29 protein-coding genes and 1 tRNA gene are annotated in these 26,540 nt (G+C 48.4%); 7 read left to right on the top strand and 23 right to left on the bottom strand.

Going from position 1 to position 26,540, the window contains the following annotated elements; translation table 11 throughout:
• The first annotated feature begins 46 nt into the window (after nucleotides 1-46).
• Complete coding sequence (locus tag ACOZB4_RS30750) at nucleotides 47-520, top strand: DUF2621 domain-containing protein (RefSeq protein ID WP_009594427.1); 474 nt, start codon at nucleotides 47-49, stop codon at nucleotides 518-520.
• Nucleotides 521-620: 100 nt separating this feature from the next.
• Here ACOZB4_RS30750 and ACOZB4_RS30745 read toward each other — a convergent pair whose 3' ends face one another.
• Nucleotides 621-1,796, bottom strand: coding sequence for a copper amine oxidase N-terminal domain-containing protein (locus ACOZB4_RS30745; protein ID WP_379416596.1), 1,176 nt, complete (start codon nucleotides 1,794-1,796; stop codon nucleotides 621-623).
• A 216-nt stretch (nucleotides 1,797-2,012) separates the two neighbouring features.
• Between ACOZB4_RS30745 and ACOZB4_RS30740 the strand changes: the two genes are divergently transcribed.
• On the top strand, nucleotides 2,013-2,450 hold the full coding sequence (locus tag ACOZB4_RS30740; protein ID WP_379416594.1) for a copper amine oxidase N-terminal domain-containing protein: 438 nt from the start codon (nucleotides 2,013-2,015) through the stop codon (nucleotides 2,448-2,450).
• Nucleotides 2,395-2,934 (top strand): hypothetical protein, encoded by a 540-nt coding sequence (locus ACOZB4_RS30735; RefSeq protein ID WP_379416592.1) that lies wholly within the window; start codon nucleotides 2,395-2,397, stop codon nucleotides 2,932-2,934. The genes ACOZB4_RS30740 and ACOZB4_RS30735 overlap by 56 nt, the downstream gene beginning before the upstream one ends.
• Before the next feature lie 282 nt (nucleotides 2,935-3,216).
• Here ACOZB4_RS30735 and ACOZB4_RS30730 read toward each other — a convergent pair whose 3' ends face one another.
• The 12 genes from ACOZB4_RS30730 to ACOZB4_RS30675 all read right to left on the bottom strand — a co-directional run bounded on the left by ACOZB4_RS30730 (nucleotide 3,217) and on the right by ACOZB4_RS30675 (nucleotide 15,229).
• Entirely contained in the window at nucleotides 3,217-3,627 is a 411-nt protein-coding gene (locus ACOZB4_RS30730) for a hypothetical protein (protein ID WP_379416313.1), read from the bottom strand.
• A 309-nt stretch (nucleotides 3,628-3,936) separates the two neighbouring features.
• Entirely contained in the window at nucleotides 3,937-4,122 is a 186-nt protein-coding gene (locus ACOZB4_RS30725) for a hypothetical protein (protein ID WP_076324645.1), read from the bottom strand.
• A gap of 272 nt (nucleotides 4,123-4,394) precedes the next feature.
• Nucleotides 4,395-6,254, bottom strand: coding sequence for a DUF6382 domain-containing protein (locus ACOZB4_RS30720; protein ID WP_379416310.1), 1,860 nt, complete (start codon nucleotides 6,252-6,254; stop codon nucleotides 4,395-4,397).
• Nucleotides 6,255-6,267: 13 nt separating this feature from the next.
• Nucleotides 6,268-6,780 (bottom strand): A24 family peptidase, encoded by a 513-nt coding sequence (locus ACOZB4_RS30715; RefSeq protein ID WP_379416308.1) that lies wholly within the window; start codon nucleotides 6,778-6,780, stop codon nucleotides 6,268-6,270.
• A 186-nt stretch (nucleotides 6,781-6,966) separates the two neighbouring features.
• Nucleotides 6,967-7,887, bottom strand: a complete 921-nt coding sequence (locus ACOZB4_RS30710; protein ID WP_379416316.1) for a TadE/TadG family type IV pilus assembly protein — start codon at nucleotides 7,885-7,887, stop codon at nucleotides 6,967-6,969.
• Between the two features lie 82 nt (nucleotides 7,888-7,969).
• Entirely contained in the window at nucleotides 7,970-10,201 is a 2,232-nt protein-coding gene (locus ACOZB4_RS30705) for a TadE/TadG family type IV pilus assembly protein (RefSeq protein WP_379416306.1), read from the bottom strand.
• A gap of 2 nt (nucleotides 10,202-10,203) precedes the next feature.
• On the bottom strand, nucleotides 10,204-10,878 hold the full coding sequence (locus ACOZB4_RS30700; RefSeq protein WP_379416304.1) for a TadE family protein: 675 nt from the start codon (nucleotides 10,876-10,878) through the stop codon (nucleotides 10,204-10,206).
• Nucleotides 10,871-11,062, bottom strand: a complete 192-nt coding sequence (locus ACOZB4_RS30695) for a Flp1 family type IVb pilin (protein ID WP_076324651.1) — start codon at nucleotides 11,060-11,062, stop codon at nucleotides 10,871-10,873. Before ACOZB4_RS30695 ends, ACOZB4_RS30700 begins: the two co-directional genes overlap by 8 nt.
• Before the next feature lie 20 nt (nucleotides 11,063-11,082).
• Nucleotides 11,083-11,955 carry a type II secretion system F family protein gene (locus ACOZB4_RS30690; protein ID WP_076324652.1) on the bottom strand — a complete coding sequence of 291 codons (873 nt, stop codon included), beginning with the start codon at nucleotides 11,953-11,955 and terminating at the stop codon, nucleotides 11,083-11,085.
• 15 nt (nucleotides 11,956-11,970) lie between these two features.
• Nucleotides 11,971-12,828: a type II secretion system F family protein gene (locus ACOZB4_RS30685; protein WP_339291726.1), complete on the bottom strand. Its 858-nt coding sequence runs from the start codon at nucleotides 12,826-12,828 to the stop codon at nucleotides 11,971-11,973.
• A complete protein-coding gene (locus ACOZB4_RS30680; protein WP_379416300.1) occupies nucleotides 12,825-14,075 on the bottom strand; it encodes a CpaF family protein in 1,251 nt (416 codons plus the stop codon). The genes ACOZB4_RS30685 and ACOZB4_RS30680 overlap by 4 nt, the downstream gene beginning before the upstream one ends.
• Entirely contained in the window at nucleotides 14,075-15,229 is a 1,155-nt protein-coding gene (locus ACOZB4_RS30675) for a hypothetical protein (protein WP_379416298.1), read from the bottom strand. Before ACOZB4_RS30675 ends, ACOZB4_RS30680 begins: the two co-directional genes overlap by 1 nt.
• A 310-nt stretch (nucleotides 15,230-15,539) precedes the next feature.
• On the opposite strand from ACOZB4_RS30675, the gene ACOZB4_RS30670 reads away from it, so the two are divergent.
• The 3 genes from ACOZB4_RS30670 (at nucleotide 15,540) to ACOZB4_RS30660 (ending at nucleotide 18,415) form a co-directional block, all read left to right on the top strand.
• Entirely contained in the window at nucleotides 15,540-16,406 is an 867-nt protein-coding gene (locus ACOZB4_RS30670; protein WP_339267740.1) for a thermonuclease family protein, read from the top strand.
• A gap of 78 nt (nucleotides 16,407-16,484) precedes the next feature.
• Nucleotides 16,485-17,897: a PepSY-associated TM helix domain-containing protein gene (locus ACOZB4_RS30665; RefSeq protein ID WP_379416296.1), complete on the top strand. Its 1,413-nt coding sequence runs from the start codon at nucleotides 16,485-16,487 to the stop codon at nucleotides 17,895-17,897.
• Nucleotides 17,898-17,938: 41 nt separating this feature from the next.
• Nucleotides 17,939-18,415, top strand: a complete 477-nt coding sequence (locus ACOZB4_RS30660; protein ID WP_379416294.1) for a FixH family protein — start codon at nucleotides 17,939-17,941, stop codon at nucleotides 18,413-18,415.
• Between the two features lie 12 nt (nucleotides 18,416-18,427).
• On the opposite strand, the gene ACOZB4_RS30655 is transcribed toward ACOZB4_RS30660, so the two are convergent.
• From ACOZB4_RS30655 to ACOZB4_RS30630, 6 genes are all read right to left on the bottom strand, one after another.
• Nucleotides 18,428-18,853: a thiol-disulfide oxidoreductase DCC family protein gene (locus ACOZB4_RS30655; RefSeq protein ID WP_379416291.1), complete on the bottom strand. Its 426-nt coding sequence runs from the start codon at nucleotides 18,851-18,853 to the stop codon at nucleotides 18,428-18,430.
• 88 nt (nucleotides 18,854-18,941) lie between these two features.
• Nucleotides 18,942-19,217, bottom strand: a complete 276-nt coding sequence (locus ACOZB4_RS30650; RefSeq protein WP_076324660.1) for a hypothetical protein — start codon at nucleotides 19,215-19,217, stop codon at nucleotides 18,942-18,944.
• 89 nt (nucleotides 19,218-19,306) lie between these two features.
• Nucleotides 19,307-19,549: a zinc ribbon domain-containing protein gene (locus ACOZB4_RS30645; RefSeq protein WP_379416289.1), complete on the bottom strand. Its 243-nt coding sequence runs from the start codon at nucleotides 19,547-19,549 to the stop codon at nucleotides 19,307-19,309.
• Nucleotides 19,550-19,688: 139 nt separating this feature from the next.
• A complete protein-coding gene (locus ACOZB4_RS30640) occupies nucleotides 19,689-20,108 on the bottom strand; it encodes an Ohr family peroxiredoxin (RefSeq protein ID WP_076324661.1) in 420 nt (139 codons plus the stop codon).
• 187 nt (nucleotides 20,109-20,295) lie between these two features.
• Nucleotides 20,296-20,378 (bottom strand) — tRNA-Leu (locus ACOZB4_RS30635).
• A 109-nt stretch (nucleotides 20,379-20,487) separates the two neighbouring features.
• The gene (locus ACOZB4_RS30630; RefSeq protein ID WP_076324662.1) at nucleotides 20,488-20,844 is read right to left on the bottom strand and encodes a helix-turn-helix domain-containing protein; all 357 of its coding nucleotides are present in this window, start codon (nucleotides 20,842-20,844) and stop codon (nucleotides 20,488-20,490) included.
• A 176-nt stretch (nucleotides 20,845-21,020) separates the two neighbouring features.
• Between ACOZB4_RS30630 and ACOZB4_RS30625 the strand changes: the two genes are divergently transcribed.
• Nucleotides 21,021-21,665, top strand: a complete 645-nt coding sequence (locus ACOZB4_RS30625) for a hypothetical protein (RefSeq protein ID WP_379416286.1) — start codon at nucleotides 21,021-21,023, stop codon at nucleotides 21,663-21,665.
• A 96-nt stretch (nucleotides 21,666-21,761) separates the two neighbouring features.
• Here ACOZB4_RS30625 and ACOZB4_RS30620 read toward each other — a convergent pair whose 3' ends face one another.
• The 4 genes from ACOZB4_RS30620 to ACOZB4_RS30605 are packed head-to-tail and all read right to left on the bottom strand — an operon-like array spanning nucleotide 21,762 to nucleotide 26,510.
• The gene (locus ACOZB4_RS30620; protein ID WP_379416284.1) at nucleotides 21,762-23,405 is read right to left on the bottom strand and encodes an alpha/beta hydrolase; all 1,644 of its coding nucleotides are present in this window, start codon (nucleotides 23,403-23,405) and stop codon (nucleotides 21,762-21,764) included.
• Nucleotides 23,406-23,427: 22 nt separating this feature from the next.
• Nucleotides 23,428-24,447, bottom strand: a complete 1,020-nt coding sequence (locus ACOZB4_RS30615) for a FecCD family ABC transporter permease (RefSeq protein ID WP_379416282.1) — start codon at nucleotides 24,445-24,447, stop codon at nucleotides 23,428-23,430.
• Nucleotides 24,440-25,447: a FecCD family ABC transporter permease gene (locus ACOZB4_RS30610; RefSeq protein ID WP_379416280.1), complete on the bottom strand. Its 1,008-nt coding sequence runs from the start codon at nucleotides 25,445-25,447 to the stop codon at nucleotides 24,440-24,442. Before ACOZB4_RS30610 ends, ACOZB4_RS30615 begins: the two co-directional genes overlap by 8 nt.
• Before the next feature lie 40 nt (nucleotides 25,448-25,487).
• A complete protein-coding gene (locus ACOZB4_RS30605; protein ID WP_213643366.1) occupies nucleotides 25,488-26,510 on the bottom strand; it encodes an ABC transporter substrate-binding protein in 1,023 nt (340 codons plus the stop codon).
• Nucleotides 26,511-26,540 lie beyond the last annotated feature (30 nt).

The raw sequence follows: 26,540 nt of genomic DNA, 5'->3' as shown, positions 1-26,540 counted from the left end.
TCTCAAGAAAGTGTCATGTGACAATAATCATTGAGGTGATATACAGATGAAGAGCACAGGGGCCGTCATGGGCTATTTGTCGTCCAGTGCGCCGCCGTCATGGTTCATGAACTCCATTGCCTTCTGGGGATGGGTCATGCTTGGGCTGATGGGCATCGGCGGATTTTTCATGTTCCGCAAGTTTCTGAAAGTGCTTCCCAAGGCCGACGGCAAATCGAAGCTCGATTGGCAAAATTACTGGGTAGAGCGAAGCCGCCCGCTGTGGACGGATGAATCCAAAGCATTTCTGGACGAACTGGTGCAGCCTGTTCCAGGACCGTTCCGGGATATCGCCAAACACTCCATTGCAGCCGAAATAGGCAAAATCGCCGTCGAATCCGGCGCAACCGAAGTAACTCGGGATCACTGCATCAAAGGTTACATCGTGGCTACGCCGAAGCGGGATTACAAATTCCTGATGAATTTCCTCCAGAAGAAGGAAATCGACTACAAGCCATATCAGCATTTGATTAATAAGTAATAACATAACCTTAAATGGAACGACGGTATTTGCCTCATTCAAAATGTTCGGACAAACCGTTTGGTCCGGAAAATAACTCCCCCTATCCTCATACAGAGGATCAGGGGGATTCGTTTTTTAATTTCGTTAAATTGAAGGGATACATATGAACCTGCCCTGTTTTTTTACTCTTATACAGGAACAACAGCGTATTCTCCTCTTGTTTATTGAAGCGAATGATAAGCTCGCGGTCCGGTTCATTATTTCTGTCCAAGGCAACTTCTTCAAGGAACTGTTTCTCCGCAGGCGGAAGCGGGAGTATCTCATGAAGATAAGCAGTGATTTCGCGCATACGGTGATAGAGTATCAGATGCTGTGTACCATATTCCCGCAAAATCATATACGAATCCGTGACGTATTCGATCATATAGACCTCGTCTTTTTTTCCAGTAAGCTCTCCCAGATCGTAGGAAGCCACCACTTCCCCTTCATGATTCAGAAACTCTGCATGCTTGCCGTCCGTGAACAATAATTTTTCCTGCAGTTCGTATAGGTTATACGCATTGGTATCTGGATAATATCCCATGAATCCGAAGTGCGATTCCTTTATGATGTGTCCGTTCTTTACAAAAGCCTGGCCGGATCTCTTACCTAATGCGGACATCCCTACTGCCTCATATAATCGGATGTACGAACTATGGTCAGACAGTCTTTCCACCTGGAGATGTCTCAGCTCCTCTACCCTAATCTCCAATGTCCCAATCAACGATGGCACCTTGTTACCGATGGCTTGATAGAACTCGCCGTTCTTTCGATTAAGCCAAAATGTAATGCCCTTATCTGTTCCCACAGCATAAGTACTGCCCACAGACAGCGTCTTCGTATGGGAGTCCCACTTTACCTCCTCTTTAACGGCTTCGGCAACAAACCGGAGAGGAATGTACAGCTTTCCGTTGATGACTTCCGTAGAAACATTAAGTTTCTTCTTTTTCTTGTTTACATAAGCAACATCGCTTCCTGATTGCAGCGTCACTTCAAGGTTTACGCGATACAGACTCGCCCTTTGCTGCGGTTGATTCCAATAATCCTTCAAGCCCAAAATATCGCCGCCCTCCCGCAGAGGAAGCAATACTCTCCCATCCTTCATCATTATCGGGTCTTCCAAGGTAAAGAGGGATTTGAATTGCCCATATTCCACGTTTGCTTTTACAAAAGAAGTGGCGGCATGGGATGGGCTCGGAAGCAGTAACCATAACACAAAAAACAAGGGTGACCATAATAAGGCTTTTTTTATCACATTGATCATTCTCCTTCATCTCCATGAAATTAGAACCCTATGTAATAAACCCTTATCTATGTGGCGTGGTTACGGGGCGGAACAAATAGTTCATCTCATAGCCAGATAAGATGATGCAGCTGGTTGATTTCAAGAAAATCATGGAAATAAATCATAGATCACGTATAATAGAGTGTTATAAGAAACTAATCCGATAGTCCTAGGAGGAAGAATCGCGTGAAGTTGAAATTAGCAATTATTATAGTTTTACTATTTACATGTATTGTACCGGCCGCAGGAGCGGCGCCAGCCAATATCGTCAATGTGGATGGCGTTAAAGTGGGGCTGCGACAGGCCCCTATTTTGCGAGACGGGGTGACCCTGGTACAATTCGCTCCGATATTCAAAAGCTTGGGTCTCTCTGTAAAGTGGGATCCCGCTAAACAGCAGATTACAGGGACTAAGAAAGGGATCAACCTTGTGCTGACTATTGGCAACAAAAACGCCTATGTAAACGGTTCGCGAATGCTGCTCGAATCTCCCCCAGTGTCCTTGAACGGAAACATTTTCGTTCCGCTTCGCTTCATCAGCGAAGCCACTGGAGCGACCCTCGCCGTAAATGGAAACACCATCAACATTACCAGTTACAAGGGGGACAGAGCCCTTTGTTCCTAAGCCTACACCGATTCCGCCGGTAAAAACAAAAGCTGTAAAAATCCAAGAGGAGTTGGAATCCAAATACTCGAATCTCTCTTTCGGAAAATTGCACCTAAATAACTTAACTTATGGCGTAACCGACGATTTGGATACACTTTCCATTGCCGTAGAAATTTCGGATGAACAAACGATGCAGAACATTATCGACACCTTTGACAGCAAACCTTCAACGGGGCATCAGCTGACCAAAAATATTGCCAATCATGTACATAAAAAATATGGCTACAAAAAAGTCAACATATTTATCATTACATTCTTTGCGAGTTCCTCTTATCCAAGCGGATATGATGCCCAATATAATATTTTCGTTCCCGAATACAATGTATATGTTACACGCTGGCCCTTATACGGAGGATCTTATAATTACTCGAAAAAGGTAGCTTACTGGTATTTTGACCCAACCGGTGATACGGAGTACATGATTTATTCAAGCTCGTTATAAAAATTTCGCACTCACACTTCAATAAAAATTAGAAAAATAACCCTGGGTATTATGTTAAGGCAGATCACTGCCTTTCAAACCCGGGGTTCTTTATGTACTATAAAATATTGGGATTAATAAATGAAGAAAGCTGTAATAGGATTTATATGCGGGACCATGTTCTTCTCCGGTGTGTAATACGCAGCATCTGGCAGTTTAACGGCAACTATAGCAAACTACAAACTTATGGTAAATGGAAAAGAATTTAGAATCTGAAAAACAAGCCTGTTGTTATCAATGGAACTAGTCAATTGGTTTCAAGAGTATATTTTCTTCGTACTCATTTCCTCTTGAATCATTCCAAACAATATTAACTGTCTGTGATTCATTACTTGTCACAGAACTTTTTACCCGATTAATTGGAATTTCTATAGTTCTGGTTGTAAGCCCTGTTTCTTCTATCTTTATACTCCCATCTTTAATGTCAATCTTATATTTTTCGACATCATTCCAGTCTTCATCTTTATAAAAAAAGGTATACATACCAGACTCGTCTTGATCTGTGATACTTGAGTTTAACTCGCCCTTCCAGTGAATGCTTTCTCCTTTTAGTGTTATTTTCGTGTTCTTGTCTACACATCCTGTCGTAATCATTATAAACGCCACCAGGATAAACATCGCAGCAAACTTGAAAACTTTTTGGTTTTTATACATTGTTGTCTCCGCCTTTTTGTTGTGTATTATACAATAAGGAATTCATTTTTTTATATTATTTGGCAATTTATTGTATTATTATCTCTACACTTTTATGTACCCCATAATACTGGGACTAAATTCCCCAACGTTGGAGAAACCCCTGCGCAGGGTAAACGTCCATCCTGCGGCCCCTCATCATAGGATATTCTTTATATGGCACCATGGACTCTCCCGTCAACACCGTACCGTTTCTCGAACCCAGATCCTTCACTACGAAAGTTCGACATGTGCCCGTGAAGTCCCTGTGCCCTGAATATAGAGGAGATCTTAGCCAGTTAAATTAAATAGATATACCATTATCCCAACAAGTAAAGGTCCTATCACTAAAAACCCGAATATCAGGGCAATAACTTTTAGAGTTCCTGATATTCCTTTTGACGAGTTCAAGGTGTCTAGTTTATTATTGATTTCTTTTAGCTCTTTCAATATTTCTCTATTAAGATCTTCAGACACATCAAAGACCTCCTTATACGTATGAATCAAAAACACAAGATATATTTTCAATTAATCGTTAATAAATACAAACTTAGTTATATATAGTTAGTCGGTATATTTTACCATAATCATCATACCCGATGTTTCTATATATCTAGTAAAAATAAAAAAACCAAAAGCCCCTCAAAAAATTAGGGTACACCTTTGGTTTTCTGCAATAATCCAAATTTTCTCTAAGCTTCATAGAATAATAGCTTCGCAAATCCTACTTCTACAATAATTATCCCGTATTAATATAAACCCCTACGCAAGGTAAACGACCATCCCGCAATAATAAAGACATCCCCCTCCATCAGAGGGTATTCTTTATAAGGCACCATGGACTCCCCCTTCAACACCGTGCCGTTTCTAGAACCCAGATCCTTCAAGACGTAACCTCCGCTTTCACGCGAAAGTTCGACATGCGCCCTTGAAGTCCCCACTCCCTGTGCAACGAATTGGGCTACGTCAGGGGACCGGCCGATAATGAAATGGGGCTGATGCAGTTCAATCCGCTGGGGGGCGGCTGCATTCGGTTCGTTTAGCTCGAGGTAAGCACCTGCTGAATGTTGCACGCCTGGACGGGCTGCGGCATCCGGACTTAGCAGCACGGTAGCCCCCCCGCCTCCAGGGAACGAAAGCACCTCCGTCCGTTGGGACAACTGGGCATAATAATCCCCCTCATCCCCATATGGATCCGCAGTCGCAGCTGCTGCCTCAGATGAACGCGAATAAGCATGGCCCTGCGGAGACTGTTCAGGATATCCCGCTGAATGGTGATCTCTCTCGGAGTTAACTGGAGATTTAGGGACCCGCCATCTCCAGTTCTCTTTTCCCTCCTCAAGCTCTGCTTCTGCTTTTCCAGCGTCTGTTTCCCGGCTATCCCCAAGAAGACCCGATAAAGGGTCCGCCTGAAAACGTGGGACAGACTTCCACTTGGAGTCCTGCGGACTAAGCTCTGTTGACTCGAATATGGGCAAAGAACCGGACCAATCGCCAGATCTCCCTGAGAGCAGCTTGAGTTTACCTGTCCAGCCAAGCCAGGTTACTGCAGCAAGCAGAATCGTAATCCCTACCGACAACCCCAGCATCAGTGAAGTAGGCTGATTCATGTAAAGTAATCTCCAAGCTCCCGCTGCAGCGAGCAAACATCCTAACAAAATATAGGTGCGAACCGGCGAGGCTTTGCCATTGTCCGAAGCTTCTGAATTTGTATCATCTGTATCAGGGAGCCACGCAGGATTAGAGCTCAAGGGGCTTCGATCCACGTGAGAATTCATTTCCTCGCTCTTGCCCCTCTTCCCAAACATCTCATTCGTACGTTCCGCCAGACCTCGGATTAAACTCTGTTTATCCGTGTGGGTGTCACTCTCTGTCTGCGGCACTGCTGTCCGCCCGCGAGCCGGTTCTGTAAATGAGAATGCAGGCTTGGAGCCCATGTTGCTTGATTGACTACCGGTATAGTGCGATCCTTGATTCAACCCTGAAGGCACTGCTGCATTTGCTTGAGTTACAGCACGATGGTCTTCACCCTCTCCTGCTAACAGGTCAACCACAAGCTTCTTAAGTCCCGGCAGATTGAAGCTCTGTTCACTGCAGAACGACATCAGTGCCTGTATCCCTCCCCCTTTTAGCTCCGTCACTGATGCGAGCAACCTTGTCATTAGCTCTTTGAGCATAACTGGAAGACGAGTGCCGCTTGCTTCGGTAACTGCAACGGGAACATACGTTAAATATAAAGTGCCAAGATGCAGGGAACCTTCAATAAACAGATAATCCTCATGCAAAATATAATTTTCCGGTTGAAGCATATACAACTTGCTGTCGTCCAGGGCAGTGACGATTTGCAACAGCAATCCAAAATATTCGGTCAGCGTCATTCGCTCGCTCTTTAACGCTTGAGACAGCATTTTTTTGCCGGTGATATCATATTCCAGCGTTACCTTATAATCGACTTCTTTCATATGCAGCTTCAAGAAATGAGGGATTCTCGAAGAACGGATCATTCCCAGCTGTACATGATTAAGTTCTGATGATTGGATTCCTTCAGCCCGGTCCAGCACCATAATGGTTCCACCATTCTGCATAAAATCCGCCTTTAATCCGAGCATAAGCTCCCCCCTCCTACAAGTGCAGTACCACATACGTGCTGATTACACCAGGAAGGACAGCAATCATAAAGGGGAATCGCAAGTGTTCCTCCTGGCTATTGCGCCATGGCAACCAGCTCTTCATAACAAAAACGCCGGCGATACTGCCAACGACATTGCGTATTCGCTTCATCGTTTCCCGCCGCCAGAGCAGGATGAGCAAACCGATGACACCGGCAAAAATTACAGAATACATGATGCCCTGCAAGGTAAACCATAAACCGGTCCAGGCTCCAATCCCCCCAAACAGCTTAACGTCACCCGCTCCCACAGCCCCTATAAAATACATGATCAACAAGATAAGAAACCCTGCTCCAAGACCCTGCAAAGAAAAGAACAGCCCCTCCCACCCGTCCAGAACGCCATAATAGACAGGACCGGACAGCATAGCAGAAACGGTTAAAACATTCGGTACTTTCATGGAACGAAGATCTGTAATGAATGCCGCGATCAGATAAACGGCACAAACACCAAAAGCAACGGCCATACTACATCAAAACTCCCTTGCTTAAACTATTCACTGGAATAGCCTTGATAAGATTTTAACTATGGATGAACAACGAATGCTTCTTTAGAATGACTCTCTTAAAAACTTATTTGAAACACTTCTTTGAAACACTTCTCTGAAACGCTTCTTAGGGAACACTTCATTTCGGACTCTTGCTATCAGGCCTCAAGAACCTGACCGCGCCACCACCGTAAACGGAACCTCAATTCGCTGTCCGTCTGCTGTCTCAACGACAAACAGCCACGTTCCAGGCGTTGTATTAAAGCCTACGTTCCATTCCCACTCGATATAGCCGTTACCGTCGGCGGTCTCCCAGCCCAAATATTTAGCCGTGCTCTGACCGCTCTTATAATAGACTGACAGTTGGGCACTGCTTCCCGGCTCCACTTTCACTTTTACCTTAGCCTGCTTGCTAGTAACGGCCGGATTCGGCTTCTCCAACAGCTCAATAGCCCCGTTCGTCCCCGAGCCATCCCCTGAACCCGTCCCTCCTTCGCCGGTGTCGCCAATCCATAATCTCTCCTGAGCCTTTGCCTGCAGCACGATGCGTTTGTTCAAGAAAGGAACCCGGATCGGAAGCGCGTAATTCACCTCAATGCCGAAATAGGGACTCGCCCCGCTCTTCAAATTCGGAATGTGAACATTGGACACATGGATTCGATCATAGTCCAGCAGATTATCAAGCATAAATGGCTTCAGCATCGGCTTGACCACGGGATCGAGTACGGCTTCCACGGTTTGGTTCTTAAGCTGCTGCAGCGGCTCCTCGCCTGACGCTACGGCTTGCGTTATCCATTCATTAACAGGAGAAGGAAGAGAGTCGCTGTAATTCGAAACCCAATCAGAAAGTGACAATTTGGGAATCTCCCAATGGGATGTGCTTGGTGAGCCTTCTCCTGTTCCACTACCATCGGCATTGGCCTGCACGGCTAGCGAGACGGGATACATATGAGCCGCTACGGTTTTGACCGTATCCGAAACGGTACTCTGGAGTGCTGTCGATATCAACGTCATTTGCACGATATAAATGAGAAAAATGACAAAAAACATAAACATCGGCAGCACAAGTGCAGCTTCCACCACCATGCTTCCTTGTTCCGATGACGCTTTACCCTTATGGAGAGGTTTCTGTATTACCGATAATCGTTTCATTCAAGTACCCCTAATCCTAATAGGAAAAATCCGCCTTGCGCTTTACCATGTAACGATTTCCTTGAACTTCGTCCCCATCGCTTCCAAATACAACGCCGATCGCTTTCGTCACCCCTGGGAGAAACCATAAACGCATGGCCGTCTTGACCTCTCCTGAAGCGTAGGTAAATCGCTCCGCAGGATTAGTGCCGGTATTCAATCGAATCAACGCCAACATGCGCGATAGCTTCTTCTCGTTATTGCTGTGAATAAACATAAATATTCGCAAATGATCCCTGTAAGTCAGCTCAACGGGGACATACTTGGATAGCTGAACGCTCCCCTTCTGACACAACTGGATCATATCCTCAATGGCCTTCTCAATCCCATACAAAATCGCTGCCGCCAAAATCGCCAATGGATTTCCCAATTTACTATTCACAATGAATCCTTCCATCGTCCGGATCGCGAGTCTGGAACCAAAGATCTCTGCATAGGCCGCCGAGATATTCCCGGCGGGGTTATGAAATCCGTATAGAATGTACTCCACTTCCTGGTTCCCAATGGCGAATTCCTGGATGACATCCCCGCCCGTGTTGGAACCATCAACCATTCCGGTTAATTTCCCAATATCAAAATGCTGATAATAATGAACGGCGTACTCATTTTGAAACAGTTCATCCCTGACACCGCCCAGCACGTTCCCCATAAATCCAAACATACCGTCCATATTATCCATTGCTTGTTTACCGGCATCATACGGATCATCGTCCATAGGCTTTCCCTTATTCATGTTGTCCGCTTCAGCATTAAATTGAAGGCTTTCGTCATAGTACTCCTGGAGTTCACGGAACTCATCCATAATTGCCTGATGTTGTCCATTCAACCCGTTAATCGCCTCAATGACTTTGGATGCCTGCTTCAGCTTCTGACTAGCCTGCTTCTCCATCGCCTTCCGTTCCTTATCGGATGTGCGGAACTGTTCCAATGACGCCTGCTGCCGATCTATAATATTTCCACTGCCTGATATTCCATAATTAGACACAAAACTTTGTAATGTGCGACTGGCTTCAAGCACCGTCCCCTTCATTCCCTCTCCCCCCAGCGAAGACTGAAGAGTGGTGACCGCTCGGGCAACCTGTTGGTATCGACTCTCCTGGCTATCAATCTCTTGCCGGAAGCCGTTCGAGAACTCATCGCTGTGAATTAATTTGTCAGCTTGCTTCCGTATGGATTGAATCATCTCCGCTTCTGCCCCGGATGAATCGCTAGACCCTGGTGTTACATCATTCGTGACCTGATCATATCCCCTATTAGATGAACGGTTCTCGGAATCCTTGATGACCTGCTTCATCTCTTCATTCAGATTCCTTGCTTCCTCCCATAATTGATGCGCATCCGAGAGCAGCTTGTCATTCTCCTTCTGAACTCTGCTGGCCTCCCTCGAAATCTGTGAGCCAATGGAAGAAATTCCGCTCCGGTAAGCCATGAGCAGCAGCGTATACTGTTGTTCCTTAGGAGGCCTGTCCGCATCTTCCTGTTGTTTAGCCTTATAATCCTCGTATTGCGATGCCACATCAGCGGCGGTATACATACTGCCCCCCAGCGAAGTGTCGGAGATCGATTGTCCCGGCGGATCCATAACAAGCTTCGAAAGCCGGATTGCATGCTCCCCTGCTTTTCGCTGCTTTGCCAGCATTTCATCCAGCGCCGCTTCCCGCTTGTCATACAATTTGCGAAGCTTCTTAAGGACATCTACCGTATTGGAAGCTTCCTTCATGGACTGCGATAACGGTTTGAACTTGCCCACTAATTCCAAAGTGAAATCAATCGGCGCTTTATACTTCATATCCTCGATAATCTGCCGGTTGAATATGTCATAAGTCCCCAGCGGACGCTGCAGCTCAAGACCCGAACTATCGAGCTCCATTGCCATTAACCGGAATGCATCGCTACGTTCTCCCGGATTCATGCTGTCATTCAGCACATTGCCCATAATGAGATCACCGCTGGTGTCTCCAAGGGCATATAATCCATATTCCTTCTGCAGCTGCGGATCATAGGAGGACATCACGGAGCGTACGGCTGCTCTTGTCAGCCTCTCACTTTGCACCTTCATGGCCGCGATACGCGAGAAATCAATGAATATGGCTGCGAACATAAATACGGCTGCCAGGGCGATAATCAAAAAAACAGATACAGATCCATCGGACGATCGGCCCACTTCTCTCCTTTTCCGACTAGACCGCGCTTTCCCATGCTTCGTCATGACTATCGCGAACCTCCGAACTTTTGTAGAACTTCCCCTGCGGCAGCCTTATCCGTTCCATTTCTCCCGCCTTGAAACTTCGATCCGTAATATCGCATTAGGTCCACCGTACGAATAAATTCAACAGGATCCACCACGATCGATTGTGCGCTGACCTTGATCTGACCTCCATCGTCCAATATTCGACTCAATGGCGTCAGAGATACCTGCTCATTTAATGAAGTCGTCACCTTTCGAATGAGCAGCTGATTCGAATAACGCATCTCTCCCGCCATGCTAGCGGGCACAGCCATGCCGCCCTTGGACATCTTAAGCTCGGGCAATTTTCCGCCCTCAGCCTCGCCCTGCGGCAATGTAATTGACCTCGTACTGTCTCCCCCTGCCAAACCAAATAGAGTTCCGACTACGTTATCATCCGTTAACCGCCAATATAACGAATCATATTGTCCCTGTTCTACGGATCCCGTGGCTGCAATCTTATGGCTGTTGTCCCAGCTATACGCGGTCCTTTCGGAAGCCGCGGCCGATGCCTGTACCAGCATGGACTTCTGGTAGATATACAAGCATAGGAACAGAAGCAATACCGTCACCATCAGTACGATGGGAAGAACCAGGGAAGCTTCCACCGTGAAGCTCCCTGTCTCGTCCTTCCATCTTCTCGGCAGCCGTTTATTCAAGGAACTCTTTACTCTTGTTATTCACGTTTTTAAACAAGTTGTTCACCAAGGCCGTAATCTGATCTTTAAATATAAGCGCGATAATCAAAATAACGACTAGGATCAGGATCATCTCCAGCGTTCCGATCCCTTTCTCATCCTTCCAAAAAGCTTTCATCCCGTTCTTTGCCATGCTTAACATCATATTTCATACACCGGTCCCTTCTACATGTTCATCATCATAAATGCAGGCGCTCCGAGCAAAACAATCACGATCATGAAAATGACCACCATTGGCAGCACCAGCTTTGAGGAGGCCTGCTCGCCCCTTGTTCTTGCAATGGCCTTGCGCTTCTCCCACAGCACGCGGGACAAATCCCGCAGTGCCAGGACAAAGTCATTCCCGCCACGCCTAAAATTAAGCAGGACGGTTGTTGTAAATATCGATACCTCCTGAACGCCGCACCGTTTATTGAACTGCTCGAAGGCTTGCTGGAACGGATGGCCTCCCTCCCATTCAAGCACCATTCTCTTCAGCTCAGCATACAGGGGATGGTTCGCGTCCTTGTTCCGTTCCACGCAATGAATGATCGCCCGCTGCACCGTCTCGCCGGCGCCAACAAGCAGCACAATCTTGTTCAGAAGTTCCGGCAGCTCCATCACGATATCCTGCTCACGCAGCGTGACCTTTTTATGGAGGTCCTTTACCAAAGCGACGGGCAGCAATGCACCCAATCCCAATCCGGCCAGAAGTCCGATGACATCCCCCAACAGCAATGTCCACAGGCAGCCACCGATCAAAATAAGCCATGTATACGCAAGTGCCTCGGCCATAAACAATAATGTCATTTCTGTGCTGTGCCGCAAGCCATGGATCTTCTGAACGGAGCCCTGCATTCGATAAAATATAATCGGCAGGCGCATCGGTACCTTCCCTCGCTCGAGCAGAAACAACAGAGGCGGTGCTAACCGCTGCAGCCTAAGACCTTCCATTGGCACTTTGCCAAGACGATGGTACCGTTCGCCGCACGTTTGATTCAGCACCACCCAACCACCCACAAGCAGAACCATCAGCGCGCCGGATATCCATGTCAGCATGCCCGCCTCACCTCCTTACACCTTGATATTCATCATTTTGGTGATCCATAAGAAACAGCCTCCTAGAGCCGCCAGTGCAAAAGTAGAGATTATGATCCCCGATCCGCTATACATGGACTCCATATAATCTGGAGATGTCATATTCATGAACAGCAGCAGGAGGAAAGGAGCCGCAAGAAGCGCCTTGGATTCAAACCGCTTCTGGGCGATCATGACGGATATCTCCTGCTGAATATCCAGCTTTTCTCCGATGACAGAAGAGGTTCTGCGCACGACTTCAACCAGATCACCGCCTGTTCGTTTGCAAGTCGAGAAGACATCGGCAAAGTTCGTCAGATCCTCCATCCCCGCCCTACGTGCAAAATCCTGCAAAGCTGTTTCAATAGGCTCGCCGTACTCCAAACGGGACACAATGACTTTGAGTTCGAAGATCAGATCGCTGTTCCCCCCGGGATCCAGCAGCAGCAAGTCCTGAACGGCGTCCCTGAACCCATTCTCTACGGAGCGGCCAGCCGACAGAGATGAGGACAAGGAATACAGAGCTTGCTTGAAGTGAAGATTCAGCGTCTTGCGCCTGATTTCCAACATAAACCGTCGCCAAAATTTAGGGACCGTCAGACCTCCCGTTCCAAGCAGCAGCGACAAAATCAGATTGTGATAAAACAGATAACCGATGAAGAAAAACAAAAGGCCGCCAAGGATGACACATGCTGTTCTCTGTCTCAGCGAGAGATGATAGACGCCGTAATCCGGGAGAGTGTTGGTTCGAGTAGGCGCAGCATGCTCACGCTTTCCAGCCCCCTTACTCCTCTTGATCACCCGCTCACCTTGATCCTCTTCCGGAGTCAATACAGCACCGCCAGATTGCTTCATGACGTCACCTCCATCATCTTCTGCAGCGGCCAAGCCGTAATCCCGGCCATATGAAGCTTGTCCGCCGATTGAAGCGGGTTACCGCAAGGTTCAAGACACCCAATCACCCGGCCGCCTGATTCGCCCGTCTCGCGGAACCGGTACAGTGGATTCAGCAGCACCTCGCCGCCGCTCATTCCGATCACTTCGCTAATCTCCGTTACGCGCCGCGATCGATCTCTAAGCCGGGATAAATGAACGAAAATATCAATCGCCGAGCTAATCTGCTGACGGACTACGCTGATCGGAAGATCCGCACCGCTCAGCACCATCGTTTCCAAACGGCTGATCATGTCCTGCGTGCTGTTGGCGTGCCCCGTCGATAGACTTCCGTCATGCCCAGTATTCATGGCCTGCAGCATATCCAGTGCCTCGCTTCCCCGTACCTCGCCCACCACGATCCGATTGGGGCGCATCCGCAGCGAGGAACGAATCAGATCGCGTATCGCGATTTCCCCCCGGCCTTCCGTGTTGGCATTCCGGGTCTCCAGCGACACGAGATTCGGAACCGTCACGATCTTCAATTCCGCCGAATCCTCGATCGTGATGACACGCTCATCAGGCGGAATATACTGCGATAATGCATTCAGGAAAGTCGTCTTCCCCGAACCTGTCCCTCCGCCTATAAAAATATTGTATTTACCCTTGACCAATATCCGAAGCTGCTCCGCTGCCTCCTCTGTTAGCGCGCCCCTTCCAACCAGGTCATCCATCGTCATCGGCGATTCCGGAAACTTACGGATCGTCATGGTCGGCCCTTTCAGCGCTATTGGAGGCAGTACAATATTTACCCGCGAGCCATCCTTCAATCTGGCGTCAACGATGGGCGTTGATTCATTCACCACCCGGTTTACCGTACCGACAATGCTCTGAATGATATCCTCCAGGCGGCTCTGCGATTCGAATTGGAGCGGCAGCTTCTTCACCTCGCCATCCTGCTCTATGAATATGTCCTGGTGGCTGTTAATCATAATTTCCGTAATTCGAGGATTATCCACTAATGGTTGAAGCACATCCAACCCGCGAAAAGAATCAAATACCCTGCGCACCAGCCTTCGCTTCTCAGCGGCTGTCAGCTCCATTAGTTCGCGTCTTCTCCACACCAGTTCCTCGATGCGGGCCATCAATTCCGAATTGTTAATGCTCGCACTCATATCAAGCTCGGAACGAACCTGGTCACGAACCGACTTGAACGGATCCTCCATCATCACTGCTCACCACCCGCTTGCACTGGTGTGATACTTGAGCCCTCCAGCAGCTGCTGGCAGAGCTTCAATACCTCTCTCTGATAGATGGGTGAGGACAACAGCAGTTCTTCCCGATGGAGCTGTTTCCATGAAGGAATATAAGGCAGTACGCTGTCTATGCTTATATCCTTGCGGGGGAATCCGTTAACAAGTTGTCCTGTGTATCGATTGACAATGAATCGGCTCCGCTTCTTCAAGTTTCCGAAAAGCACGGAATCCTTGAGCTCCAGTTGATCCATCCATACACCGCTTTTATACATACTCATTAAATCATCCAGTAAAACCCAGAATAGTACTCCGGCCTGTTCAAGAACCGCCTGCATTCGTTCCCCCATGTATCCCTCGGTATCCACGACAATGGCATCATATTGATTACACGATACGAGGGAAGCCAGCAGCAAAGCGGTGTCCTCCATGGTCATCTCCGTGATTTCCTTTACATTGAAGCTGGGCTCAAAGGAATCGCACTTCAGGCCATGATGTCGGATGATATAAGGGGTTATCGACAACTCGGTCCCCGAAGCCGATTCTTGTGAGGCCTTAATGTCATACAACAATCTTGAAAAGCTGCCCTCCATGCCCACCGAACCGGAAGGAAATAATGCACTGCTGTTCACCGTCTCCAAATTAAGATAGAACACCTTCAATCCCAGCACGCCCAGCTGCTTCGCCATGTTCATGGCTATCGTTGACTTCCCGCTCCCGCTCAGGGGAGATACGATGCCAATCACCGAGGTTGTTCCGACATTCAGTTTCTCCAGCGCCCCACCGCTTCGCTTACAGTGGGTGATGATGACTTCCATCAACTGAGGCAGCGGTTGATACTTGAATGTACTGTTGCCCCCCTCTACGAGAGAAGATGATGAATGGCCTTCACTTAGAAGCAGCCAAGGAACCGAAGTCTCCCCCCGGCTGAGCCAACTCTCCAGCATTTCCGTATCCCCCGCGACCAGATTCGGCACTTCCCCCACTTCCATATAATGTAGAAATGAATCGGTGCGGGTAAATGCGGTCACCTGAAGAACCGATCCGTAAGAACTTCCATGCAAATAACTCAGCAGCGGTTCAACATACCGGGAATCCTGCACTGCCAGCACAAGTCGGGCCGGTATCATAAAGCCAATCCCTCTTTTCTGTAACAACGCCAAAAAAGCACCGTCAAAGGCCGCAATATGCGGTCAATGAACGGTGCTTCCGTTGTCTGTTATAATTTGACATTAGAATATCACAGTTGCAGCAGAACGGCAAGATTTTATTTTTGATATACAGATAGCCCTTAATCACTATTGTCAAAACAAGGATAAATGTCCTACTATATAGGCTTAGAACGAGTGTTCTCTATATAGAAACTTCTTATATAGAATTAACATATATAAACTCCTAAACCATCTAAACCAATACTTCCAAGCTTGGAGAGTGACACCCATGAACAAACGTATATTAGCCGCGTTTCTAACCGCCCTGCTGTTATTATCCGGCTGCAGCCAGCCGCTGATGTCCCCTGCGACATCAAACAATGAAACCGCAACAACCGTTAAATCCGAAGCCAAGTCAAACACCAGCACGACGAATTCCAAACAAACGACCTATCCAACCGATGATCTGAATCTTCCGCGGGTAGCCGTGGAACTGGTTAAAGCCGTTGACGGAGACACCATCAGCGTAATGTTCGAAGGCAAAAAGGAGAACGTTCGGATGCTCCTGGTCGACACGCCCGAGACGAGTCATCCGAAGCTGGGCGTACAACCATTCGGGCCCGAGGCCAAGGCTTTTACGAAGGATCTGGTGGAACAAGCCGATCAACTTGAATTGGAATTTGATATCGGTCCGAACCGCGATAAATACTCCAGGCTTCTTGCGTATGTATATGCCGACGGAAAAATGGTCCAGGAATCGCTGCTTGAAGAAGGACTCGCCCGCGTGGCCTATATCTACCCGCCCAACACCCGCTATGTAGACAAATTTGATGACTTGCAGCGGATCAGCCGGGACAAGGCGCTTGGCATATGGAGCGTAGAGAACTATGCCCAGGAAGACGGCTTCCATCCGGAGGAGCAGGACGACGCCAACAACAAGAACAACAGCAGCGTAAATGGCACAGCAGCAACCCAAGCCCCGAAAGAGAACAGCCAAAAGTCAAAGCAAGGCTGCGACATCAAAGGCAACATCAACTCGAAGGGTGAAAAAATCTACCACACACCGGAATCTCCATACTATGAGCGCACGAAGCAGGAGCAGTGGTTCTGCAGCGAGGCAGAAGCCGTCCAGGCCGGTTTCCGGGCCCCGAAGTAAAATCATCTGATATATGAAATGAACGCTCATGTTCATCTTATATAAATTTTAGCCGTAAATGAAAAGGAGCCACCAGCCATGGGGAAAAAGAAACCTCCAGCAAGCAAACCAAATGAAAGTCAACCGCCAAATCCAAGCTCTGCCGCATGGTACAAAATCGTATGGAGATGGCACTTCTATGCCGGCATCATCTTCGCTCCCTTTCTGATCATCTTGGCTATCACCGGCTCCGTTTACTTATTTAAGCCTCAGATTGAACAAGCGCTATATCGGGACTACTACACGGTAACCCCTCAGGTTGAACGGGTAACGCCCAGCAAGCTGGTCGGACAAGTTAAAGAGCTCTACCCTGACGCTACGATCACGAAATACCGCCCAGGCGAGTCGGACTCCCGCTCTACAGAGATTAGTTTGACCTCAGGGGGCGAATCCATGACCGTCTTCATGGACCCCTATACGGGAGAAAAGATTGGCGAGCTGAAAGACAAAGACCGCATCATGGACAAAATCGAGGAGTTCCACGGCGAGCTGATGGTCGGGACCGTGGGGGACCGGATCGTGGAGCTTGCCGCCTGCTGGGCGATCGTGCTGATCATGACCGGGGTGTATTTGTGGTTTCCGAAAAACAAAAACAGAAGCAAAAAGAAAAGAAGCCTCGCGGGCATCCTGTACCCGCGTCTGGGCAAGGGCAAGCAGATTCTTCGTAGAGACCTGCACGCCGTTCCTGCATTCTGGATTGCCGCAGGCATGTTGTTTCTTATTATGACCGGGTTGCCCTGGTCAGGCCTGTGGGGCAGCAATTTTCAAACCATGGCGACGAATACCGGTGCCGGTTATCCGCCGTCCATCTGGTCGGGTAGTGCTCCATCCTCCCATGTCATGCAGACCAAGGAAGTGGCCGAAGTACCTTGGGCCGCCGAGAATCTGGCAGTTCCCAATTCGACCATCTCTGACTTTACCCCGCTTCCCATCGAAGATGTGATGTATGTGGCCCGAAGTGAGGGGATCCATCCAAGCTACACCATCAGCATCCCGCAGCAAGCGGACGGGGTGTACACATTGTCTGCCTATCCGCCCAAAGCACAAGACGAGGCTACCATGCATATCGACCAGTACAGCGGCGCGGTCTTGGCGGATTATCGCTATGATCATTACGGAATCGTCGGCAAAGCCGTGGCCCTTGGCATTACGCTGCATAAAGGAACCCAGTTCGGTATCGTCAACCAAATCTTCAGTTTGCTTATATGCATAGGAATCATTTTTATTGCGGTAAGCGGTTTGTACTTGTGGTGGAAGCGTAAACCGGATCATGGACTGGGGGCACCAAAAGCGCCCGAGGTAGATGCCAAAAAAATGAGGCTGTTTCTTCTGCTGCTCATCGCTTTGGGGATCCTATTCCCGCTTGTGGGCTTGTCGCTCATCATCGTGTGGATCATCGATTATGTCATCGTTCGGAGGGTACCGGCGATCAAGACATTTCTAAATGCCTGATTCGGTTATATACTCAAACTACAATAAGGGGTGGCGGTTTCATGATCATGAAAAGCCGTTTTATATTATCCGTTCTGCTATCGGTCCTGCTGCTGAGCGCTTGCTCGGCCAGTCCCGATGCAGCCAACCGGTATGAAAAAGAAATCCCGCTGATCGCCGAGGTGAACATTCCGGATGCATTATCCGTACATCAACCGGAGACCATCGAGATTATCCTTACCCAGGATGGCAAAAGAGTACCCGGTGCGGATTTTGTCCACTATGAGCTGTGGAGCCATGACGGCTCCCTGCGGGATCCCATGACGGATGCGGTAGAGGTCGGTGATGGTGTGTATACGGTAACCAAGACCTTCGATAAAGAAGGGCTGTATTTTTTCAAGCTGCACAGCGGCAACAACGGTTCCATCATCATTCCCCAGAAACCGTTCGCCGTCGGCAAACTGTCCGAGGAAGAGGTTGCCTATCTGCAAGCGGGTACCCCCACATTTCAAGAAGGTACAACAGAACACCATCATTAATACAAGATCGCATTAGGACAAAAACCGGCGCCGAATCTCCGGCGTCGGAACCATGCATTCAGTGGATTGTCCGAACCACCGGTAACGGTTCTTCGCCACCCAGCGGTACACCAGGTTCCGTAAAAAAGGGGGAATCAGAATCAGAATGTACGACAGCGGCCAAGGAAAACGAAGACGTCGTGCAATCCGAAGAGCGCCAGTCGACCTTGTGTAATACTCCCCCTGTTCAATCAGAACCATCGTTTCCGTAGTATCTCCACTAAGCCCTCCCTGCCTCAACAGCTCCTGCCCAATCTCGGATTGTAGCGAAGCAAAGCGAAAGGCACCCCCAGGATCTCTCTTGATAATGAACTGCGTCAGACCCTGGCACAAATGGCACACACCATCAATCAGCACAATGGCATATTCCTCATGATTTTCCGTTGCACGATCCTTCATATACTCCTTCACTCCCTTCCCATACCCATAAACAAGAAAAAACGCAGGAGCCCTCTCCTACGCTTGATCAAGTACGCTTATTGGTTTATTACTCAGCAGCTTTGTTCAGCCACTCGCCGTCTTTCATCTGCTGGTCGAATTCGTTTGAGAATTTCTCCATGCATTTGCATATGAAATCCTTACGACAAACCGGGCAAGGTACTTTCCCAAGTCGGCTAAGCGCAGTCAGTTTCCATTCCGGGAAGCGGTTATAGAATACGCGAATATCCGTTCCGTCAGCCGTGTGGATAATGAATTCGTAAAGCCCTTCTTTTTCATTGCTTCCAGCTGTGGTCACATTTGCAATCTGCGGTCTGTATGGCATGTTCATCACCCGTTTATTTTATTTAAATTCCCTATGACTGGTTTGTACTTTCTGGTACTTAGTCATATTAAAGAATTTTAGGGGTGATGTCAACCGAAGAACACATCCAGGATCGAGCCAAGCTGCCCCCTCTTTTTACCTTCTAATATATCCGGGTTGAACACTTCCACATATCCGCAGTTCGTGCAGGAAACAAATAGGAAATGATTGTGCTGAATATCAAACATCTTACTCAGCCCGGCCCCAGACATCGAGACCTCTTTCGTCTGGCAGTAATTTCCTCCACATTTGCTGCATACAAACCGTTCCTCTATCATTTGTTCAATACGCATCTTAAGCGCCCCTTTCCATTTCATAGCTTTAACTGAAATACGGCGTATCATGTAAAAAGTTTCATATTCAGCTTCATAAGTCGACAAAAAAAGATGACCCTCCATTGTCAGAGAGCCACCCGAATTCCTTCCTTTATGGTCAGCTTACGCTTAACTCCACGTCGATGTTGCCCCGGGTTGCTTTGGAATACGGACAAAACGCGTGCGCTTTCTTCGCGAGATCCTCCGCCTGGCTTCGTTCGATACCCGGCATTTCGATCTTTAGCTTCACTGCAAGCTTAAAGCCGTCAGCGCCTTCGTCCTTTCCGATCATAACCTGGGAGTGTATCACAACGTCCTTGAGCTCGACGCCCTCTTTACGGGCGATATTAGCCAGAGCGCTTTCGTAACAGGCGCCATAGCCGGCCGCAAACAGCTGCTCCGGATTGGTTCCGTTACCGCCCGGTCCTCCAAGCTCCTTCGGCATGCTTAATTTGTGATTAAGAACCCCATCCGTAGATTCAACAGAGCCTTCACGCCCTCCAATGACTTTTACATCTGCTGTGTATAATGGTTTCATGCTCGTTCATCTCCTTCATGCCCTATTATGGTCTCTACATGTATTCTTTAAACTTGCAGCACAAATTGAAACGATAAATAGGGCAACTCGCAAAAGAAACAGCATATTCCCAGCTCGGGAAAGGCAAACAAAAAAGCTGTTTATCAAAGGAAGAGTTCCTCTTGATAAACAGCTTCTTCATAAAGTATGCGGTAGAGAGGACTCGAACCTCCACGGGTATACACCCACTACCCCCTCAAGATAGCGTGTCTGCCATTCCACCACTACCGCATGTTATAAGGGATGTTCTGTAGCGAACATTCCCTATTATACTGTTCCATCATACAAAAGTAAAGAACCAAATTATGGGTCATTGGCTTAGGCGCAAGAGCAGCTAGTTCTAGTCGTTTCGCTTTTCCTTCCGGTAGGCTGAAAACTCAATATATTCACGGATAAACTCCTTCTCATTCTCTGCCAATCCGGACATTAAGGGAAGATCGGAAGATTCCGAGTCCACTCCATACTCTCCACGCGCTTCCCTGACTCGGGTAGGGTTGCCCTTGCCAATAATCAACCAATCCAAGCTTACGGAAAAGAATGCTGCTATCTCAATTAATTTATTCGTGCTCGGCGTTGTTTTCCCCCTCTTCCAATCACCAAAATTCCCTGTGCTGATCCCGAGGGTTTCACAAAACGCCTTCTTGGTCATGCCTCGGCTTTCTATGAGATGTTCGATTCGTTGGTAAATAGACTGCATCAAACAACCGCCTTCCTAATTCTCTTTGAAAGAAAATTACTTATGTACGTATTTTTCTCTTGCAAAACCACTTAATTAAGTGTATAATCAACATATATTGCCTAAATTATACCATAGTACTCATGGAACGTTGTATCTTTTAGTCATGAGTCTATTTAGTATGAGGAGCGAGTCATTTGCCCTACGATACCATGATCACATCCTGGAATAATGCGGTTCATTCCTTGAATAAAGGACTGATGATCCTTACCCCGGATGGCATCATAGACAAAATTAACGATCCACTCATTACCATGGCCGAAAGATATGGTGTTTCCGCTGAGTTTGGGTGGGAGGGGGCATCTTTTTTTAATATCGCTTCCCGGCCCTTGAGTTTGGCTTCATTTGATCATTTTTTCCATGAGTTGGATGTGCCCTCCGTAAGAGATGTTATGTTGGGTAAGCTGTCTGATTATTCCTTTGAATATGCGGTGCAATGGAACGGCCAAGAGATTTGGGTTTTATGTGAGGTACTGCCGCTGCTTATCAACAAGGACAGCCGTATTCACGGAGCTATGATATTATTTACGGATATTACGAAGTTCAAACGCAAGGAACTGCTGCTGGAACAAGCGCTGGCTCACAGCTTTCCCCTTCCCGGGCATATTCCGATCTGCGCCGTATGCAAATACGTTCACCACGGGCAAGAGTGGGAACCTGTGGAGAGCTATTTGGAGAGCCGCCTCCCTATTGAATTCACCCACGATATCTGTCCGGGTTGCATTCGCAGATTATACCCGAAGTACTCTTCCATCCTTGATGATCCGGAATTACTGGATTAACTCTCTGCCTACATGCAACAACACTGAATAAGCAGCTTCATTATCCGGCTTTAGGATATGAAGCTGCTTATTTATGCTTAAGGCATCATTCTCATATTACGCGTTTACAAAACGAAGCAGAGGGCTTATCAGAGCTGGCAGCACCGAGACGTGGCCTTCTCCCTCAATTTCATGAAACGTAGTCTCCAGCACCTCATTATGTCCTTTGAGGAATGCATAGAGTTCCCTGGCGTCTTGCACCATGGACGGCTTCTCCTCGGCTCCCACGTACAGACGCAGCTCTTTGCGCTGTCCACTCTGCTGTAAACGGATTTTTCCCTCTTCCCATCGCTTGTACAATACGTAGTTCTTCCACCACACCGAGGGACAGGCCGCAATATACCGCGAAAAGGCTTCCGGTCTGGTGAATAATGTATACAAGGTGAAAAAACCACCGAGCGAGTGCCCGAACAACGCCTGCTTCGAACGGTTCACCGCGTATTGACGCTCTACGGCCGGCTTCAGCTGAAACTCGATAAACGTAAGGAATGCTTCAACGCCGCCTGTTTTCGGCCAATCCAATCCGTTAGGACGGACCGGCAGTTCATGGTCTTCAGCATATTCAGTAAAGTTATAAAAACGCTCGCTGCTCACAATGGGACTGTCGCTGTCAAAGCCGATCCCAACAATAAGCACCGAGGGAATGCCACGGGGCGTCCGGGATTGCACTCGGATTGCCTCCGCAAGCGATCCAAAGGTCGCATTGGCATCCAGCGAATATAACACAGGATAACCTCCTTCGGGTGGCGGTCCCATCGGTTCGGCAATAAAAATACGGTATTCACGGCCTGTGACGTTGGATTGCATGGACCATGTCACCGTTCCCGGTATGCAAAACAAAGAATCCTTTTCGAGGTTATTGTTATGGTCATCGCGGTTATCGCGCTCTTCATCCTTTTCGTGTTTTTCGTGATGATCCTTACCTTCATGCTGAGAACGCGCCATCTCGGATTCTTGGTCATCTTCTTCCTTGACGAACAACCACCGCAGCGCATCCGGAAATCTTCTGGCCATAAAAATGGGATCATGGGTTCCATCAGGATCTACCGCCAGCTGGATCCGCTCGGGGTTCACCCCTTGTTCGATCCAGAACCGATGGGCCTCGACGTTATTCGAAAACATATGTTTCTGCGCATTTTCCTTGTACGCACCTTCCAACTGTCCAACAGACATATACACCCTCAGTCCGGCAGGCAATTCTCCCTCCTGTCTGATGTAATCCATAACCCCGTCATACCATAACGAAGCCGACAGCATCCCGATCCGTCCAAAGGTCTCGGCACGCCAATATCCCGCGAACATCGAGATCAAACCGCCAAAGGAACCGCCAATGATAGCGGTATGCTCGGGTGCTGCGAGTGTACGGTACTGTCTGTCTATGTACGCCTTGATGACATCCGCAACCTCATCGACATAAGCTCTGCCCTCCCCGCCGAAAGGAGGATTGCCCTTCAACAGCGGCTCAGCCGGCCAAGGCGTATACTCACGATTCCGGTTCGTAGACGATATGCCAACCAGGATGACCTCGACCAGTTGGCTTGCTGCAAACAGATGATGCAGATAGTTGAGGCAGTCCGTAAACATATCTCCTTGATCCTGTACATAGGCAACAGGATAGGAACGATCCGACTCATGATAAGAAGGAGGTAAATACAGTGTGAGTTCCCTGTCCTCAACCACCAGCTGTTGATAACGATTCATGTGATCCTCCCGAAAGCTGCTTTTATTTTCTCATGCGAATTAATAGATAGACAAAATACGGAACCCCGATGACGGACACCACAATGCCTGCAGCCAGCTCGGCCGGAGCGAATATCGTTCTGCCGATGAAATCGCCTATGACCACAATCGCCATACCTGCTATACCGCTGATCGGGAGGATATGCCTGTGCCGCAGCCCAACCAGCTGCCTCGCCAGATGCGGAGCGATCAGACCGACAAACCCAATGCTGCCGGATACGGCAACGCTCGCACTGACCAAACCGATGCTGCATAGAAGCAATACCTTTTTCTCACGCTCGACGGATACCCCGACACTCTTCACGCTTTCCTCGCTCAGCTGGAACAAGTCGAGCACTTGAGAGCGGAGCCAAATGATAGGCGGCAGCATAATGAGCCAAGGAAGCATCGTGACCACGAACTTCCAGTTGGCGCTGTGAAGGCTGCCGGCCAGCCAAGCTACGGCCATCTCGTAATCCGATGGATTCATTTTCAACGAGAGGAACATCGTAATAGCCCCGAAGCCGGAGGCAATCGCTATTCCCACAAGAATTAGCCGCTGCGGATCCAGCTTTCCGTTTTCTCTCGCGAACATAAATATGGCCGTAGTCGCCGCCAAGCCGCCAGCGATACCGAACATCGGCATCATCATAACCCCGAGCCAGCCGGTCATCGTGATCTGTCCTTGCAGCAAGAACATAAACAACACAACCGCCATGCCTGCACCTGCATTGATGCCGAGAATGCCCGGATCCGCGAGTCCGTTGCGGGTAACCCCCTGGATAACGGCACCGGCCATACCCAGCGCAAACCCGACGAGAGCGCCAAGCACAATACGCGGCAACCTGAATTCAAACACGACGAGATCAAAATCGGAATTGGGACTCAGCCGCAGCAGTGTCTGAAATACTTCCTTTATGGACATATCAAACGTTCCGTTAGTCAGACTCAAATATACGGCAGTCAATACAACCAAGATTCCTCCAGTAAGAACAATCGGGAATCGATAGTAGGTGTTACGCACGCTGAGCCCCTCCCCTCGTCTTGATCAAATAAAGGAAGAAAGGAACGCCGATCAACGAAGTAATAACACCCACTGGCGTCTCAAACGGATCATTCACAAACCGTGCGAGAATATCGCATAATGCCAGAAACATGCCACCAAGCACGCCCGACACCGGTACGATCCATCGATAATCCGAGCCGGACAGGAAACGAGCAATATGAGGAATAATTAAACCTACAAAAGCAACCTTACCCGCCAGCGCAACAGATACGCCGGTCAGAATAACAACAGCCAGCATCGCAAGGGCTTTGATCAGCCATGTATTCACACCGAGCCCCTTGGCCGTCTCGTCCCCGAGCGACAGCAGCGTGATCGATTTGGACAAAACGACGGCAAGGCATAAACCAACGATAGCAAACGGAATGCTCAGTTTGATTAGTTCCGGGTCCATTGCGTGCAATCTGGCATTGTACCAGAAGCTGATATTTTGTGATATTTGAAAATAGGCCGCCAATGCCTCTGCGGTACCGTTAAGAAACGTCCCGATTACGGTTCCGAGTATAGCCAGTCGAACCGGACTGAGTCCGCCAGGAATAAGCCATGCCAAGCCGAACACGACGGCTGCTCCGATGGCGGAGCCGATCAACGAACTGACAATGTACATATTGGAGCTGGCGTTCGGGATAAATACCATGAACAGTGTCACCGCGAACACCGAACCGTCGGATACCCCCATGATGGATGGGGACGCCAAATAGTTCCTTGTCATTCCTTGCATTAACGCACCTGATACCGCGAAAAAAGCGCCGATGAGCATTGCGCCAACGACTCTTGGCAATCGAGAACTCACAATGATCTGGTGATCGATGTTCTCCGAATCAAAAGCAAAGATGGAATCCCAAACGGTATCCATCGTAATATTCTTGGCTCCATACAGGATGGAGGCCGCTATGAGCAATAAACAGACTGCCGGGGCCATCACAAGGATGACAGCCGGCAGTGATTTTTTGAACCCCATGAACAACACGCCTTATAGGTTTATACTGAAATGTTTGATGTTACTTTGTCAGGCTTTCGACCGCAGCTTTCAGAAACTCGATTTTGCTGTACGCAGTTCCGCCTTGAGCGAGTGGATCCACCACGTTGACAAAAGCGGTGCCGTTCTTGAATGCATTCAAGTTCTTCATGATTGGATCATTCTGCAGTTCTTCCAAAGCATTCGGCGTATCTTTATTCTCATCTGGCGAGAATTGGACAAATACGTAATCCGGATTCATCTCTGCAATCTTCTCTTTCGAGATCAGTTCCTGTGCTTTGGCTGCGGCTACTTCAGCCGGTACTTCAATCCCCAAATCCTCATACAATACCGGGTTAAAGAACACCCCTGCCGGATAGATGTACATCTCACCTGCACGAATCCGAAGCGCCAGAACTTTCTTGTCCTTCAGGCTATCTCCAATCGTCGCTTTGACTTTTTCCAAGTCCTCTTTATATTTCGCGATTTCCTGTTCCGCTTGTTCCTGTTTGCCGCTTAACTCGCCGAGCAATTTCAGGTTGCTCTCCCAGTTGGTCGAGATATGGGAGTACGGAATCGTGGGAGCAATTTTGTTCAACTGTTCAATGACTTCAGGCTTGGCTTTGGACGATGCCAAAATCACATCCGGCTTCAAAGACAGGATCGTTTCGAAATTCGGCTCCATTTTCTCACCAATCGACTGGGCGTCCTTCGTGATCGACTCAAACATCGGCGGGAATTTACCCGAGAAGGTGATCGCTCCAACCGGGTTCACTTCCAACACAATGGCATCCTCCATGGCTTCGACCGCACCCGTGATGACGATGCGCTCCGTTTTCGCCGGAAGCGTATATTCCTGATCGAGGTATTTCACAACTTTAGTATCGGACGATGCGGGGGTCGCTTCTTCTTTCGCAGCGTTATCCTCCCCGGCTGTATTCGTGCTTTCTGCTGCATTATTCGTGCTTGCTCCGTCTGTATCTTTAGCCTCGTTACCTCCACCGCAAGCGGACAGTACCAACGCAAATGCCAGCAATAACCCCAAAACCCATTTCATTCGTTTCATTTCTCTCCAAATACCCCTTCCATGATCTAT

This window comes from Paenibacillus sp. NPDC058898, from assembly GCF_049316025.1.
Classification (GTDB): domain Bacteria; phylum Bacillota; class Bacilli; order Paenibacillales; family Paenibacillaceae; genus Paenibacillus_AQ.
The sequence above is the reverse complement of the archived record's forward strand: the minus strand, read 5'-3'. Positions and strand labels throughout refer to the sequence as shown.